This is a genomic window from Massilia niabensis (genome assembly GCF_042655085.1).
Taxonomy (GTDB): domain Bacteria; phylum Pseudomonadota; class Gammaproteobacteria; order Burkholderiales; family Burkholderiaceae_D; genus Telluria; species Telluria niabensis.
Genome location: NZ_JBHSMU010000015.1, coordinates 1,172,972 through 1,188,055, shown reverse-complemented (window position 1 = coordinate 1,188,055; position 15,084 = coordinate 1,172,972). Strand labels below are relative to the sequence as shown.

Annotated in this window: 15 protein-coding genes; 6 read left to right on the top strand and 9 right to left on the bottom strand. The window is 63.1% G+C overall.

Going from position 1 to position 15,084, the window contains the following annotated elements:
* Positions 1-112: 112 nt before the first annotated feature.
* The gene (locus ACFPN5_RS19700) at positions 113-556 is read left to right on the top strand and encodes a CBS domain-containing protein (RefSeq protein WP_379785491.1); all 444 of its coding nucleotides are present in this window, start codon (positions 113-115) and stop codon (positions 554-556) included.
* Positions 557-560: 4 nt separating this feature from the next.
* Here ACFPN5_RS19700 and ACFPN5_RS19695 read toward each other — a convergent pair whose 3' ends face one another.
* From ACFPN5_RS19695 to ACFPN5_RS19685, 3 genes are all read right to left on the bottom strand, one after another.
* A complete protein-coding gene (locus tag ACFPN5_RS19695) occupies positions 561-1,253 on the bottom strand; it encodes a hypothetical protein (RefSeq protein ID WP_379785490.1) in 693 nt (230 codons plus the stop codon).
* Between the two features lie 82 nt (positions 1,254-1,335).
* Positions 1,336-1,980, bottom strand: a complete 645-nt coding sequence (gene maiA, locus ACFPN5_RS19690) for a maleylacetoacetate isomerase (protein ID WP_379785489.1) — start codon at positions 1,978-1,980, stop codon at positions 1,336-1,338.
* The gene (locus tag ACFPN5_RS19685) at positions 1,977-3,002 is read right to left on the bottom strand and encodes a fumarylacetoacetate hydrolase family protein (RefSeq protein WP_379785488.1); all 1,026 of its coding nucleotides are present in this window, start codon (positions 3,000-3,002) and stop codon (positions 1,977-1,979) included. The genes maiA and ACFPN5_RS19685 overlap by 4 nt, the downstream gene beginning before the upstream one ends.
* Before the next feature lie 110 nt (positions 3,003-3,112).
* Between ACFPN5_RS19685 and ACFPN5_RS19680 the strand changes: the two genes are divergently transcribed.
* Together ACFPN5_RS19680 and ACFPN5_RS19675 are read left to right on the top strand one after the other, a co-directional pair.
* Positions 3,113-4,033, top strand: coding sequence for a LysR family transcriptional regulator (locus ACFPN5_RS19680; RefSeq protein WP_379785487.1), 921 nt, complete (start codon positions 3,113-3,115; stop codon positions 4,031-4,033).
* A 71-nt stretch (positions 4,034-4,104) separates the two neighbouring features.
* Positions 4,105-4,674 carry a gamma-glutamylcyclotransferase gene (locus ACFPN5_RS19675; RefSeq protein ID WP_379785486.1) on the top strand — a complete coding sequence of 190 codons (570 nt, stop codon included), beginning with the start codon at positions 4,105-4,107 and terminating at the stop codon, positions 4,672-4,674.
* A 359-nt stretch (positions 4,675-5,033) separates the two neighbouring features.
* Here ACFPN5_RS19675 and lpxD read toward each other — a convergent pair whose 3' ends face one another.
* On the bottom strand, positions 5,034-6,095 hold the full coding sequence (gene lpxD, locus ACFPN5_RS19670) for a UDP-3-O-(3-hydroxymyristoyl)glucosamine N-acyltransferase (protein ID WP_379785485.1): 1,062 nt from the start codon (positions 6,093-6,095) through the stop codon (positions 5,034-5,036).
* 217 nt (positions 6,096-6,312) lie between these two features.
* Here lpxD and ACFPN5_RS19665 point away from each other — a divergent pair, with 217 nt between their 5' ends.
* Positions 6,313-6,561 (top strand): hypothetical protein, encoded by a 249-nt coding sequence (locus ACFPN5_RS19665; RefSeq protein ID WP_379785484.1) that lies wholly within the window; start codon positions 6,313-6,315, stop codon positions 6,559-6,561.
* Between the two features lie 379 nt (positions 6,562-6,940).
* On the opposite strand, the gene ACFPN5_RS19660 is transcribed toward ACFPN5_RS19665, so the two are convergent.
* Together ACFPN5_RS19660 and ACFPN5_RS19655 are read right to left on the bottom strand one after the other, a co-directional pair.
* Positions 6,941-8,068: a PA0069 family radical SAM protein gene (locus ACFPN5_RS19660; RefSeq protein WP_379785746.1), complete on the bottom strand. Its 1,128-nt coding sequence runs from the start codon at positions 8,066-8,068 to the stop codon at positions 6,941-6,943.
* A gap of 92 nt (positions 8,069-8,160) precedes the next feature.
* Positions 8,161-8,769 (bottom strand): tRNA-uridine aminocarboxypropyltransferase, encoded by a 609-nt coding sequence (locus ACFPN5_RS19655; protein WP_379785483.1) that lies wholly within the window; start codon positions 8,767-8,769, stop codon positions 8,161-8,163.
* A 322-nt stretch (positions 8,770-9,091) separates the two neighbouring features.
* Here ACFPN5_RS19655 and ACFPN5_RS19650 point away from each other — a divergent pair, with 322 nt between their 5' ends.
* A complete protein-coding gene (locus tag ACFPN5_RS19650) occupies positions 9,092-10,384 on the top strand; it encodes a dienelactone hydrolase family protein (RefSeq protein WP_379785482.1) in 1,293 nt (430 codons plus the stop codon).
* 387 nt (positions 10,385-10,771) lie between these two features.
* Here the strand turns inward: ACFPN5_RS19650 and ACFPN5_RS19645 are convergent, their stop codons facing one another.
* Positions 10,772-12,073 (bottom strand): YihY/virulence factor BrkB family protein, encoded by a 1,302-nt coding sequence (locus ACFPN5_RS19645; protein WP_379785481.1) that lies wholly within the window; start codon positions 12,071-12,073, stop codon positions 10,772-10,774.
* Between the two features lie 536 nt (positions 12,074-12,609).
* Between ACFPN5_RS19645 and ACFPN5_RS19640 the strand changes: the two genes are divergently transcribed.
* Positions 12,610-13,818: an esterase/lipase family protein gene (locus tag ACFPN5_RS19640; RefSeq protein ID WP_379785480.1), complete on the top strand. Its 1,209-nt coding sequence runs from the start codon at positions 12,610-12,612 to the stop codon at positions 13,816-13,818.
* Here the strand turns inward: ACFPN5_RS19640 and ACFPN5_RS19635 are convergent.
* Together ACFPN5_RS19635 and ACFPN5_RS19630 are read right to left on the bottom strand one after the other, a co-directional pair.
* Positions 13,793-14,446: a CatB-related O-acetyltransferase gene (locus tag ACFPN5_RS19635; RefSeq protein ID WP_379785479.1), complete on the bottom strand. Its 654-nt coding sequence runs from the start codon at positions 14,444-14,446 to the stop codon at positions 13,793-13,795. The two genes, ACFPN5_RS19640 and ACFPN5_RS19635, sit on opposite strands and share 26 nt — an antisense overlap.
* A gap of 120 nt (positions 14,447-14,566) precedes the next feature.
* The gene (locus ACFPN5_RS19630; RefSeq protein ID WP_379785478.1) at positions 14,567-14,992 is read right to left on the bottom strand and encodes a hypothetical protein; all 426 of its coding nucleotides are present in this window, start codon (positions 14,990-14,992) and stop codon (positions 14,567-14,569) included.
* Positions 14,993-15,084 lie beyond the last annotated feature (92 nt).

Sequence of the window (15,084 nt, the reverse complement as noted above, 5' to 3'; positions counted from 1 at the left end):
GCGCAGCAGGAATGATTCCGCGCCTCAATCTAGCGAGCCGAAACGGCGGTTCAAGGCATGATGAGGGCCGGATTTTCCGTGTGTTCGTCAACCAATCAACAAGGAGACAGCAATGCAAACCATCCAGGATGTGATGACCCGTGACGTGCAAACCATTTCGCCGCAGGAAACGGTGCAGCGCGCCGCGCAATTGATGGATGAACTGAACGTCGGCGCCATTCCCGTCACCGACGGCGACAAACTGGTCGGCATGATCACCGACCGCGACATCACCGTGCGCTCGGTCGCTGTCGGCCAGGACCCGGGCACCACCAAGGTGACCGACGTGATGAGCACCGACGTGCGCACCTGCACCACCGACCAGAGCGTCCAGGACGTCCTCGACCAGATGGCCGATGTCCAGGTCCGGCGCATCCCCGTGCTCGACGATTCCGGTCAGATCGTCGGCATCGTGTCGCTCGGCGACGTGGCGACCAAGCACTCGGCCGACGTCGATCGCACGCTCGACGAAATCTCGTCGCCGTCGGAGCCGGATCGCTCGGCGACCCAGCACTGAGGCATTACCGCGCGGCGCCCGCCCCGCCCGGGGCGGTGTCCGCCGGCCGCGGCACCCAGCGCTCCATGTCGCTGGCGATCTTCACGCCAGCGTCCACGAACGGCACCAATACTTTCATGCGGAAGTCGAACCGCGCCGGCAGGCTGCCCGCCTTCGGGTGCGGACGGTAGGCCGTCAACAGGCTCATGTCCATCATCATGGTGCCGTGCGCTGTCGTCTCCATCTGGTGCGCCACGCCCGTGGCCGGGTCCACCCACAGGCGCACCTTGATGTCCATCGGCCCTTTCGACTGATCGACCTCGAACAGCGTCCACGACTTGCCGTGCAGGCGCTGGTTGTCGCGGCGGCGCACCTTGGCGTCCGAGCGCAGCAGCTCTTCGCTCATTTCGCCGATGCCCTTCATGTCGAACTGGCTTTTGCCCGGCTTCTTGCCAGCCTCCGGCGGCGGTTCGATCTGCGTGGTTTCGTAGACGGGGTCGCCCTTCTCCCAGCCGGTCAGGCGCTGGCGCACGCGCGTGCGCTCGGCCTTGCCGTCCGCCGTGCCTTCGGCCACCAGCTGCACCTCCCCAGGCGCCCACTTTTTCATTTGCGCAGCCTGAAGCACGGCTTTTTCCCATAGCGGGTCGGCCTGGGCCTGGCTTGGAGCGGCCAGCGATAGGGAGAGGCAGACTGCAGCAAATGCGACGCTAGGTTTCATCGTTCCTGCCCTTGGCAAAAAAACCAATTCTACGAAGTTTGCTACAACAAGGAAACAACTATCCCTACCCTCCCTTACCGTTTCACTCGGCGTCCGGCTGTTTCGACGGATGCGCCGCCACGAACGCCGGCATGTCGACGCAGAGTGCGTTGATGCGGGCGATGTTCGGGTAGGCCGCGATATCGATGTCGAAGCGCTGGGCGTTGAACACCTGCGGCACCAGGAAGCAGTCGGCCATGGTCGGCGCGCCCCCGTGGCAGAATGGGCCGGCGGCAGGGTCGCGCGCCAGGTGCGCCTCGAGCGAGGCCAGGCCCTCGCCGATCCAGTGGCGGATCCAGGCGTTCTTGGCGTCCTCGTCGAGCTTGAGTTCATGCACGAGGTAGCGCAGCACGCGCAGGTTGTTCAGCGGGTGGATGTCGCAGGCGATGATCTGGGCCAGTTCGCGCACGCGTGCGCGGCCGGCAACGTCCTGGGGCAGCAGCGGCACGGCCGGGAAGCGCTCATCGAGGTATTCGATGATCGCCATCGACTGCGTCAGCGTGATGCGGTCGTCCTGGAAGGCCGGCACCAGGCCGCTCGGATTGATCTGGCGATATTCTTCCTGGCGCTGCTGGCCGCCGTCCTTGAGCAGGTGCACGGGCAGCGCGTCGTAGTGCAGGCCTTTCAGGTTCAGGGCGATCCGCACGCGGTAGGCCGCGGAGCTGCGGAAATACGTATAGAGCTTCATTCTTTCCTCCCGTGGTAATGCGCTACTTCGTGGTCGATGGCGCCGAAAATACTCGCGCCGTCCGGGTCAAGCATCTCGATGCGCACGCTGTCGCCAAAGCGCAGGAACGGCGTTTTCGGGGCGCCGTGTTCGATCGTTTCGTACATCCGCACCTCGGCCAGGCAGCAGTAGCCGACCCCGCCGTTGGCGATGCTCGAGCCGTGCAGCCCGCCCTGCTTGTTCGATACCGTGCCGGAACCGATGATGCTGCCGGGTCCCAGTTCGCGCGTCTTCGCGGCATGCGCTATCAGCTCGGCGAAGCTGAAGGTCATGTCTTCGCCGGCGTTCGGCTTGCCGAAAGGCTCGTCGTTGAGCGTGACGAGCAGAGGCAGGTGCAGTTTGGAGTCAAGCCACGCCGCGCCGAGTTCGTCGGGCGTGACCGCCACCGGCGAAAACGCGCTGGCCGGCTTCGACTGGAAGAAGCCGAACCCCTTTGCGAGTTCGTTCGGGATCAGGTTGCGCAGCGAGACGTCGTTGACCAGCATCACCAGGCGGATCGCATTGGCCGCCTGCAGGGCGCTGGCGCCCATCGGCACGTCGCCCGTGACGACCGCCACCTCGGCTTCCAGGTCGACGCCCCACTCCTCGCTCATCACGGCGATCGGGTCGCAGGGACCGATGAAGCGGTCGGAGCCGCCCTGGTACATCAGCGGATCGGCATAGAACGAAGCCGGCACCTCGGCGCCGCGCGCCTTGCGCACCAGCTCGACGTGGTTGATGTAGGCGGAACCGTCGGCCCACTGGTAGGCACGCGGCAGCGGCGAATGGCATTCCATCTCGATGAAGGACTCGGCCTCGTCGGCCGTGCCGGCATTCAGGCGGTCGTAGACGTCTTGCAGTTTCGGCGCGACCGCGTCCCAGTCGTCAAGGGCGCCTTGCAGCGTGCGCGCGATCTTGGGAACAGCCTGGCAAGTGACGAGGTCACGGCTGACGACGACCAGCGTGCCGTCGCGGCCGCCGGTCTTGAGTGAGGCGAGTTTCATGGCGTTTTCCTTCGTCTTGTCGGTTTCGCAAAAAGCGCAGTGTCGCCATTAAAAAGCAAATCGTACTATCATACAAACAATATTTTCAGGCCGATTTATCGGATTATCTTATGAATCCCACCCTGCGCCAGATGCGTGCATTCGTGGCGCTTGCCAAGACCGGCAACTTCACCCTGGCTGCCCAGTACATGCACGTCACGCAGTCCGCCTTGTCGGGGCTGATCAAGGAGCTCGAGCAAACCCTGGAGGCCCGCGTCGTCGACCGCTCGACGCGCCGCATCACGCTCACCGACATCGGCCGCGAGCTGTATCCGCTATTTAGCCAGATGATCGATGATCTCGACGGTGCGCTGGCGAACGTGGCGGACCATACGCAGCTGCGCAAAGGCGTGGTGCGCATCGCCGCTCCGCAACTGATGTGCTGCACCCTGGTGCCGGAGGCGATGGCCGCCTACCGCGCGCTGCATCCGGAGATCGATGTGCGCGTGGCCGACAGCGCGGTCGACAACGTGATTGCCCGCGTATTGTCGGGCGAGTCCGACATCGGCATCGGCCCGGAACGCGAGGCGATCCCGCAACTGCAGGCGCGCGAACTGTTCGAGATGCCCTTCGCGCTGGTGTTTCCCGAGGGGCACCCGCTGGACAGTGCCAAGCGCGTGACCTGGCAGGATGTGGCGCGCTACCCGTTCATCGCCCTGCAGGGGCAGTTCACCGAGCGGCTGCTGGCCGACATGCACGCGCTGCTGCGCGACGTGCCGTTAAAACCCGCGAACGAGGTGACCTTCATGAGCACGGCGCTGGCGATGGTCAGCGCCGGTCTCGGCATTACCGTCTGCCTGCCGTACGCGCAGCCGCTGGCCCAGCTCTACCGCCTGCGTATGCGTCCGCTCGAGGAACCGGTGCTCACCCGCCGCTTCTTTGTCTACACGCGCGCCGGGCGCTCGCTGTCGCCGGCGGCCGAGAGTTTCATCGACTTCCTGTTCCCGTACGTGGAGGAGAAACGGGTCCTGGCGCGGCTGCAGGAAGACTGACGGGCGCTGCCTGCAGCGGCGTGCGCCCTGCGCTAGAATCGTGCGAATCGATTCTTGCCGGAGTTTCCCAGATGTCCCATAACACCATTGCGCTCAACCGGCGCATGGACAAATTCGACGGCCACCATCGTGTCTGGCTGTTCGGCTACGGCTCCCTGATCTTCAAGGCCGACTTTCCCTATATCGAACGGCGCCCCGCCGCCATCCGCGGCTGGAGCCGCCGCTTCTGGCAGGGCTCGCACGACCACCGCGGCACCGAAACGGCGCCGGGCCGCGTCGTCACGCTGGTGCCGGAAAATGGCGCGCTGTGCCATGGCATGGCCTACCTGGTGACGCCCGAGGAATTCGCGCACCTCGATCACCGCGAAAAGAACGGCTACCTGCGCCTGGCGACCGACATCGCTTTCGACGACGGCAGCAGCGCCGAGGGACTGGTGTACATCGCCACCCACGAGAACGAGGCCTTCCTCGGCCCGGCGAGCGAACTGGACATTGCCCGCCAGATCGCCACCGCGCGCGGCCCGAGCGGCCCGAACAGCGAATACCTGCTGGAGCTGGCGAAAGCGCTGCGCGAGCTGGGGAAACCTGATCCACACGTGTTCGAGATCGAGCGGCACCTGGCCGCGTTGCCGGCGGGCTAAGGGCCTTGCTATTACCGGGCGCCCGCACGATTGTTTGACCTTCCCCAGTAAGCAGACTCGGCTGAATGCCTAAGCTGAGTCATGTGCCTCTTGTCTAGCAGCTTTTTCCTCAAGACATGTTGACGGAGCACATAAGCTGAACAGGAGGAAAAAATGGAACCGAGAATCGAACGGCGCCGCATGCAGTGCAGCCGCTGGTTGAAGTACGTGCTCATTATCCTGTCTGTATACGGCTTGGCGCGACTAGCGAGCGCGTCCGTCGTGCCATCGTAGATGCACGCTCTCGACCGCAGCGGTCGTGAACGGGGCAAGCGGCGACGCCATGGTGCTTAGCCAAGGCATTCCACGCCTGGCCGGCGCTATTTCTCTGCTGTCAGCGCTTTCACCGCCTTTTCCAGCGCACGGACTTTTTCGCGCATGGTGGAGAGGTTGCGTACGAGTACAGCGACGCGTTCCCAGTCGGCATTCCTGGCAACCGGGAAATAGCCCGTGTACCGTCCCGGCTCGGTAATCGAGTTCGGCACCATCGTTGCCGCCGTAACGTGCACATTGTCGACGATCTCGATGTGGCCGTTGATCATGGCGGCGCCACCGAAGGTGCAGTGCTTGCCGATCCTGGCGCTGCCTGCCACGCCGACGCAGCCGGCCATGGCCGTATGTGCGCCGATATGGCAGTTGTGGCCGATCTGGATCTGGTTGTCGAGCTTGACCCCGTCTTCGATGACGGTGTCGTCGAGCGCACCCCGGTCGACCGTCGTATTCGACCCGATGTCCACATCGTCGCCGATGACCACGCGCCCGGTCTGCGGGATCTTGATGTAGGCGCCACTGTCTACCGCGAAGCCGAAACCGTCGCCGCCGATGACCGCGCCCGAGTGGATGATCCCGCGCGCACCGATGATGCAGCGCGCATGGAAGGTCACGTTGGCGAACAGGTGCGTGCCTTCGCCGATGACCGCCTCGCGCCCGATATAGCAGCCGGCATCGATGACGGCGCCGGCCTTGATCACCGCGGCTGCCTCGACCGTGACCCAGGGGCCGATGCGGGCCGTTGGGTCGACATGGGCGCTGTCGTGCACCGCAGCCGCCGGATGAATGCCGGGTTCGGGCGCGGGCCAGCGCTCCGCTTCAACCCACTGCGCGAAGTACTGCGCGGCCCGGGCGAAATAGGCATAGGGATTGGCGGTGACGATGCGCGCGCCTTCGTAGGTGGCGGCCACCTCCGGTTCGTCCCCGGGCGACAGGATCAGCGCCGCGGCGTGGCTGTTCGCGGCCAGCGGGCGCAGCTTGCTATTGCTGAGGAAACTGATGTCCGAGGGGCCCGCACGGTCCAGCGGGGCGATGGCTTCGACTTCGATGTCAGCACTGCCCTGCAGCTGTCCGCCAAAACGTTCGATCAGTTCGCCTAGTCGGGTGCCCATGCTGTCGGCCTCATGTTGGTTTCCTTGTCGTTGTCACTGTTCAGGTATCCGAGTTGGACAGGCCGCCGGGACGGGCGGTTCCGGGACCGGCAACGCGCGCTGGCCTGGATCAAGGGCGAGGCATGGCGATGCCAACACCGCCAGCGAGCAGGGCCACCACGCCTTGCCCTGCCGGCGTCGTAAAATGGTGCCTGCACCCCACTTACAGAGTATTCAAATGGAAAACAACGACCAGCGTTACCTCGTCCAGCAAAACAAGATCGCCGACGGCGACAAGAAGCCGCCCGTCTTTGCCAAGGTCATGCGCAGCAAGGAAGGCAAGTTCGAAGGCGTTTCCTTCATCAAGAACAAGGAAAAAGCGACGGTCATGACGGTGGCCGAGGCCAAGGAAGTCACGGACTGGGCCGCTAACAAGAAGAGCAATGCGAATGAATATGTGACGAAGGTGATTTGCCTGGGTCAGTAGACGCTGGCGGAATGCACTTCCCCAGGCAGCAATGCTCGCGACCTGGCATGGCACGGCAGCTGGCATGCTTGGCGCGCAACTCACCTTCCAGCTGCCAGCGGCGGCCTGCACCCGGCGAGTTGCTGCTCAGCTCTGTCAAGTCAGGAACCCTGTTTCGGCGCGCCAGACTGTTTTGGTGGCGGATTGTTCCCTCTCCCCTTGCCAGAAGGCTTCCCTGTCGTGCTCGGGCCGTTCGGCGGACGGGGCGCGGGACTAGGCGCTTTGCTGGACATTGCGTTCTCCTGTCTGTTTGCTATTAGACCAGAGTATCTCGCTGTCGTTTCACCAAAACCCGTTCCTACTCGATGCGCTGCGTGCGCGACTGTTTCTCACGCCGCCATCAAAACAGATCGAGCTGCGCCGCACCTGCCCGGCGTCCCGTACCCGTTGCCGCCGGCACCACCAGCGGCCGCCGGAACTGGCTTGTGTCCAACCGATCGAAACGCCCCTCCAGCCGGCCGAGTCCAAGCCGGTCGACCGTCTTATGGAAACGCTGGCGGATCAGGTCGGCCCACACGCCCTCCCCGTGCATGCGCTTGGAAAAGTCGCTGTCATAATCCTTCCCGCCGCGCATCTCGCGCACCCGGTTCATGACGCGCGCCGCCCGTTCCGGGAAATGCGCCTCAAGCCATTCCTGGAACAGCGGATTCACTTCGAACGGCAGGCGCAGCACGACGTAATGGGCGCCGACGGCGCCGGCGTCGCGCGCTGCTTCCAGGATGCGTTCGATCTCCGGTTCGGTCACGAACGGAATGATCGGCGCCACGCTGACGCTCACCGGGATGCCGGCATCGGTCAGCGTGCGGATAGCGCGCAGGCGCCGCGCAGGGGCGGCAGCGCGCGGCTCCAGCGTGCGCGAGATCTCGGAGTCGAGCGTGGTGATGGTGATCGCGGCGCAAGCCAGCCCTTTTTCAGCCATCGGTGCCAGGATGTCGATGTCGCGCTCGATCAGGGACGATTTGGTGATCATGCCGACCGGATGTCCGCATTCGCTCAACACCTCCAGCACCTGGCGCGTGATGCGTTTGTCGCGCTCGCAGGGCTGGTAGGCGTCGGTATTGACGCCGATGGCGATGTGCTCGGGCTTGTAGGACGGATGCGCCAGCTCGCGCCGCAACAGCTCGGCGGCGTTGACCTTGGCGAACAGGCGGCTTTCGAAGTCGAGCCCGGGCGAGAGCCCGAGGTAGCTGTGGGTCGGGCGCGCGAAGCAATAGATGCAGCCATGTTCGCAGCCGCGGTAGGGATTGAGCGACACCTTGAAGGGAATGTCGGGCGACGCGTTGTGCGACAGGATGCTTTTCGCGAACTCGTCGGTGACCTGCGTCTTGAAAGCAGGCAGGTCCTCGCCCTCATCCGTGGCTGCCCAGCCGTCGTCGAAACCCTCGCGCCCGTTCACCTCATACCGGCCCTGAATGTTGGACACGGCGCCGCGGCCCTTGCGCGCGGCCAGTGGACGCGGCGGCAACATCGCCTGCTCGGCACTGTATTCCCGGTCAATTGTTCGCTGGTGGTTTTCCATTGCGCACCCATCACTGTATATTTATACAGTATGGTACGCCGCTATGGCAGAGATTTCAAGCGCGGCACGAATGCCGCCTGCTGCTCTACAAAACCTTCAAACGCATCGAACAGGGGCACAACGCGCGCCATGTCGCCCTCGACCTGTCCCAGCGCATGGGCGCTCGCCTCGAGCGTCGAGAGCTGGTCGGGCGCATGGGCCTTGCGGATGCGGTAACCGGAGGCCGGCATGTCGCGCAGTGCCAGCCGCGGCAAGCACTGCAAAGCCGGGTTCAGGTACAGCATTTTGCGGCTTTTGCGCCACGTTCCGTCGAGTACGACGAGGCGCAGCCTGGCGGCGGGCGGCAGAACCGGCGTGCTCGCTTCCCCAGGGGCCGCGGGATACAGCAGCACCGGGATGCGGCCGTCCGCATGCAGCAGCGCATCGAGTTGCGCCGTGTCGAATGCCTCGCCCACGGCCAGCACGCTGCCGGGAACGGAGAGGTGCAGCAGGCGCGCGCTGTTCTTCGCGTTGGCGACCTCGAGCGGATGCTGGAGGATCAGCAATGCCGCATCAAACCGCACAGGGGTGACCCAGCGGCAAATGCAGGCCGGCTGCGCGCGCAGGCAGGCGGCGCAGGTGGCGCGGCGGGGAGTGGGGATCAGCGTCATCGGCGAAGGGGAACGAAAGGCGCGATTGTAGCAGCCCGGTTTTCAGCGGCAGCCGCCGTGCCGGCGCACAGCCTGTCTCGTCAATACCACGCCCGTTTGGGCTTGCCGGCTCATCAATATTGCCTCTTTCAAATGCCAATTAACGGGTCTGCCGAGGCGTCGTTGCGCGTTCGTTATTGATGCGCCTAAGCATCTTGGCAACACACGAAAATTTGCCTCCCGAATTGACTATTCGGATATTGCTCTGCTCTTTCTGGGTGCCTAGAATCAACTTATTCCATGCAGCAATTCTGTCGCACCGGCAGGCACTCCAGAGTCTCCCATGTTTAGAGTTCGCCCCAATTTTCGCACCGCCCTCACTGCCGCGCTGGCCAGCCTCGCCATGTTGCCTGGCATCGCGATCGAGCAGGAACTTCAGCTCGACCACCGCATGAACGAGCGCATCGTCCAGGTCCCCGCTGCCAAAGGGCGCGCGATGCTCGAGACGACCGTGTTCCAGCCGAACGGGCCGGGCCCCTTCCCGCTGCTCATCATCAACCACGGCAAGGACCCGGGCCGCCCGAGTTCACAGCCGCGCGACCGCTTCTATCACATGGCCAGCGCCTTCGTGAAACGCGGCTATGCGGTAATGGTGCCGATGCGCCAGGGTTTCGCCAACTCGACCGGCCACTACCGCGACCGTGGCTGCGACATGACCGCCAACGGCTACCTGCAGGCCGACGACATCCGCTCGACGCTGGACTACGCCCGCACCCAGAAGTGGGTCGACGCCGGGCATGTGGTGGTGGCCGGCCAGTCGTATGGCGGCCTGGCAACGATGGCGCTCGGCACCCAGGACCTGCCGGGCGTGCGTGGCCTGATCAATTTCGCCGGCGGCCTGCGCGACGACAGCGACCGCTGCGCCTGGCGCTCGGCGCTGGTATCGGCCTTTGCCGAGTACGGCGCCGCCAGCCGCGTGCCCAGCCTGTGGATGTACGGCGAGAACGATTCCCTGTTCGGCCCGGACCTGGCGAACCGCCTGCACAAGGCCTACAGCCAGGCCGGGGGTCGCGCGCGCCTGGTCGAGTTCCCGTCGTTCAAGCGCGACGCGCACGGCATGCTGGCCAGCCGCGACGGCGAAAAAGTCTGGCTCGCCGAGACGATGGGTTTCTTGAAAAGCGTCGGCATGCCGACCGAGGTGCTCCACAACGTGCCGCCGCCGCCGACCCCACCGCGCACCGACTTCGCGCTCGTCGACGATATCGAGGCTGTGCCCTTCCTGTCGGAAAACGGCCGCCTTGCCTACGCCGATTACCTGACCAAGATGACGCCACGCGCCTTTGCGGTCTCGCCGAGCGGCGCCTGGACCTGGGCCGAGGAAGGCGAGGAGCCCGAAGCGCGTGCGCTGGCCACCTGCACGGCCAAGAGCAGCCAGCCGTGCAAGCTGTATTCGATCGACGATTACGTGGTCTGGAACGGCAGCCGCATCGATGCCGCCGAGAAGGCCAGCATGACCGCCTCGATCGCGGCCCCGGCGGATCCGAATGCACCGGGTGCGGTCGGCAGCACGGTACCGGCCTCACCCGCGGCGCTGACGGCGGCCCCGCCGGCGCGCGCGGTCCAAAAAGCACAATAAGTACGCGTGACAAAACCTCTTGGCTCACCTCCAACAGACAGCCCTTGATAGCTGGGATAGCTTCTACGAGAGGGATGAGCACGCGCGAACCATGGACTTGCGCTCAGGGTTCCATAGTCTGTTAAAAGCTCAATGTTCCGAATACCCGATCCTACTCGCTGACAGGTCGCCGGGACGGCGCATGCGGGCGAATCACGCCCGTATCGGCGTCCCGCGCTAGCGCATCGCGCCGACCGGACAAGGCGTTCCGGATCAGGTGCACGGTCTCGTCGGGTCGTTTTGACCAGGCAACACTTAATTGCGGCTGTCAGATAGCATGAATGCTTGCTCCATCTGATGCATGATCCTACCTACCACTCCCGGTGAGCGACGTAATCCATCTCGTAATTAGCGGCGGCCAGGGCTACCGTCCTGTACTTTGCTGTTTGCGTACACCCACGTGTATTCAGCCCCAAATAGGAAAATCTGCGCAGAGTAATAGAACCACGCGACGAGAATCACAAAAGAGCCGGCTGCACCAAAGCCCGAGGCCACGCTCGATTTTGCGAGGTACAACCCGATCAATGATTTGCCTACGTTGAAGAGCAATGCTGTTACCGCGGCCCCCATCCAAACATCGTGCCAGGATATCTTCGCGGTCGGCATGATCTTGTAGATCATCGCAAACAGAACTGTGAAGAGGGCGAACGACGCGGTGAAATTTAATATATTTGCCAAAATGCTTTCCGCTGCAGCCCCCCCGCTCAACCATTCGCTCGACGCTGCGAGCGCAGCGCTCACGACGAGTGAAATCATCAGCATGAAAGCCAGTCCGAGAACCAGTCCGAAGGATAATACGCGGCTACGCAACCAACCCCAAAGGCCCGACGGTTTCTCCTTCGCCGGCACTTGCCAAATGCGGTCCAAATCAGTTTGCAGTTCAGCGAAAATCGCAGTTGCGCCTAGCAGCAAAAGAAAACCGCCGACGATACTAGCGACAATCCCGGTGGACGGTTCACGCGCAGCTAATAGCAAGCCCTGCACAGCCGTCGCTCCTTCCTTACCCATGATGCTTTGAAGCTGCGCGATGATTGCTCCTTGTGCAGCGTCCTGTCCGAATACCATCCCGGCAATCGCGATGATGAGGACCAGTAGCGGTGCTAAGGAAAACAGCGTGTAATACGAAAGAGCCGCACCCATACTCGGCGCGTAATCATCCATCCATGCGTTTGCTGCCGCCACGACTATTTGCCACTGCCTGCCGATCCAGCTCGCTGAGGTTTGCTCGAACCGTGGGCGCGGGGGCGTGCTTGTGGCCGGTTCCGCGTCCTTTACATCAGATTTGCAGTCCTCTAAACGCGTCGAAGCATATTCTGTTCTTTTCTGAACCGCCGCGGATGGGTCGACGCTGGCATTGTTCATGGCCGAGGCGGTTGACGCTACCAGGGATACAAGATAACTACCCACCCTTAGAATACTGCCAGTTTCGTCGCCGCGTTCTGGTGCCATATTGGATATACGGGTTTTTTTGCGCCTGACGAGAGCATAGGCCGCCGCCGCGATCCCCACTACAGCGGCGCCACGCACATACGGAGAGGAAAGCACGTCTGAAGCCTTCGATTTCAACACTTTGAATTGCTCATTCGTTCTCAAATCGGCGGCAGCTACGCGGGTTCCGGCTTCATGCTTTTCGTGAGCGGTAGTGTTCATATTGTCCTCATGTGGTCGGCATTCGTGCCGGGCCGCAATGGCGTGACGGCAAAATGGCTCGTTTTCTTCAATTTCTTCGTTTGCTTAATTGTTTGGTTGGCCTGCTCATTGCCAATTGCTGCGTGTCGCGTCCGGCTGCTACGCAGAGCCACTTCTGGCCGAACGCAGCCCTCTTAAATTAAGCATGCGCTCGGTGTAAGAATGGAGGGTGTCAGCCGCCTTGGAAAGGTCTTCAGCCATGCCATCTCCTTTCAAGCTGTACTGTACGCCTTCCGTTAGTAACGGTTCAGTACGGTGACTCACCGTCTGCAGAAGCAAAAAGAGGATTTTTGCACGGAAAATGCCACTGTCGTACTGGAGCCGCATTGTTGAAGGACCGCAGCCAAAATGACCGGTTTCGATTGCGCATTCAACCCGTCGACGCACTATTCTGGTGCGCCGACGGGTTACTCAGCCGCTACACCCGACATTGCGCAAACCGAATGGACGCGCACCCTCCGACAATATGAGGCTGACGACCTCTCGGAGTATTCCTCATGCTGCAGCCGTTCCAGACCCTGAGCGCAGTGCTCGCGCTGATGCTGGCCCTGTTGCCGGCAGGTGCGCGCGCCGCCAACAACGATCCCATCGTGCTGGTGCACGGCTTTCTCGGCTTCGGTCCCGACCAGTTTCCCCGCAGCGGCTTCCTGTACTGGGGCGGCTATGCCAACATCGCCACTCACCTGCAGCTCTACAAGGGGCCGCGCACGGTCCATACCGCCACCGTCGGGTCGATCGCCACCAACCGCGAGCGCGCCGCCGAACTGTATGCGCAAATCAAGGGCGGCTGCGTCGACTATGGGCTCAGCCATGCTGCGGCCGAGGCAGCCGAGGCGGCCGCAGAGGTAGCGGCAGATGCCGAGCGCAAACCGGCCAAATGCTGGGCCGCCGACCCGGCGAGGAACCCGCTCGGCCATCCGCCGGCGCTGTACCCGGCCTGGGATGCGCGCCACCCGATCCACATGATCGGCCATAGCCAGGGCGGCACGACCATCCGGGCGCTGATCGAACTGCTTGAACACGGCGCGCCCGGCGAAGGCGATGGCGACCTGTACCAGGGCGGCAAGGTCGGCTGGGTACGGAGCGCCACGACGATCTCAAGCCCGCACAACGGCTCCACCCTGCGCGACGCCGTGCTCGACATACTGCCCCAGCTGAGCTCTCCCCTGCGCGACTGGCTCGAGCACGACCTGCGCAACTGGGAAATGGCGCCGGACGGCGCACGCAGCTTCAACCGCTGGGCGCGCACCTCGCCGCACGTCTATTATTTTTCGGTCGGCACGCTGGCAACCGAGGCCGGCGCCTGGTGCTGCAATGGCACCGACCGGGCAATCGCCCCGATCCAGTCCTCGCGCTACCAGTATCCGCGCGCCGACATGTTCACCTACTACAAGACCTATGCCGGCGAATGGATCGTGCCATCGATGCTCCAGCACGGCATCGGCGGCTACACCCAGGGCGCGCCGGGGCGGGTGCGCATCGACAGCGAGTGGTTCGCCAACGACGGCGTCGTCAACACGGCCAGCATGCGCGCGCCTGCCGGGCATCCGGTGCGCGATTTCGACGGGACGCCGGTCAAGGGCAGCTGGAATTTCCTTGGCAACTACCGCGGCTACGACCACTTCGACGTCCTGAACTGGCCGAACAAGGGGCCCTCCGCCAACCCCATCTACGAACGCATCAGCGACATTCTGTTTGCGCTGTGACGGCGCTTTCTAGCGCGGCAATATCGCCACCCCGAATAAGGTCGAGGTGCCTGCTGATCCAGTCGACAGGGCGATCCCACCAGGCGACGTCCAGCAAGCGCCGCACGCCGTCGGCATCGAAACGCTCGCGGACGACGCGCGCCGGGTTGCCGCCGGCGATAGCGTAGGCGGGCACGTCAGTCGCGACGACCGAACGCGCGGCGATGATGGCGCCGTCCCCGATCGTCACGCCGGGCATGATCAGTGCATCAAAGCCGATCCAGACATCGTTGCCAATGACCGTGTCTCCTTTGTAGGGCAATTCTCCATCGGCCGGCCGCGCGGCTTCCCATCCATTCCCGAAGATAAAGAAGGGATAAGTCGAGATGCCGTCCATCTGGTGATTCGCGCCGTTCATGATGAACTTCACGCCGCGCGCAATCGCACAAAACTTCCCGATTCGCAGGCTGTCGCCAACGAATGGGAAATGGTACAGCACATTATTTTCGAAATTATGCGCGCCGTCCGGGTCGTCGTAATAGGTGAAATCGCCGACCTCGATGTTAGGCCGGGTGATGATGTTTTTTAATAAACAAACCTGGGGGAAACCAGGCATTGGATAGCTGGTGTCTGGGCTGGGGCCGTGCATGATTTAATTTTCGTTTTAACAACCGATAATCTACCGCACAAGGAGTTCAGGTCGCCAATCTTTTTATTCCTCAGGCGCGCAAAAACGCCAACCTGTATTGGTTGACGTTTCTGTTTCGGGTCAGCGCTGTGCGATCGGTGCGGAGCTGATCACCACGGCCTGGGCTAGGCGCGGGTTGGGGACATAGCTCATCTGCATGTCGTCGCCCTCGTTGCCCTTGTTAAATTCCATGATCACGTTGCCGCTGGGCGAGGCGAACTTGTACGGCTCCACGGCGGTGAGGCGCAACGGCCGCTGGTTGTCGATAGTCGCGTCGATATGACGTGAGCCGGTGCGTACCCGCAGGAGCCAGCCGTTCGACATGGCATAGGATCCGCCAATCTTTTCGGCCTGGACTTCCCTGACCCGGATCGGCTTGGGCGGCGCCGTCACCTGCACGGTCGACATGGATGGATCTTCGGGCTGCGGATAGGGTAAGGTCTGCGCGCCCGCGCTGGAGGCCAGCAGGAGCAGGCAGGCGGGAGGCAGGAGCGATAAAGGACGCATGATTATTCCTTCACAAAACGGAAAAGGCCTTTGGTACAGGCGTTACGCCAAAGAGCGAATGCCTGTCCGCCGGGGTGCCGCAATGACGGCGA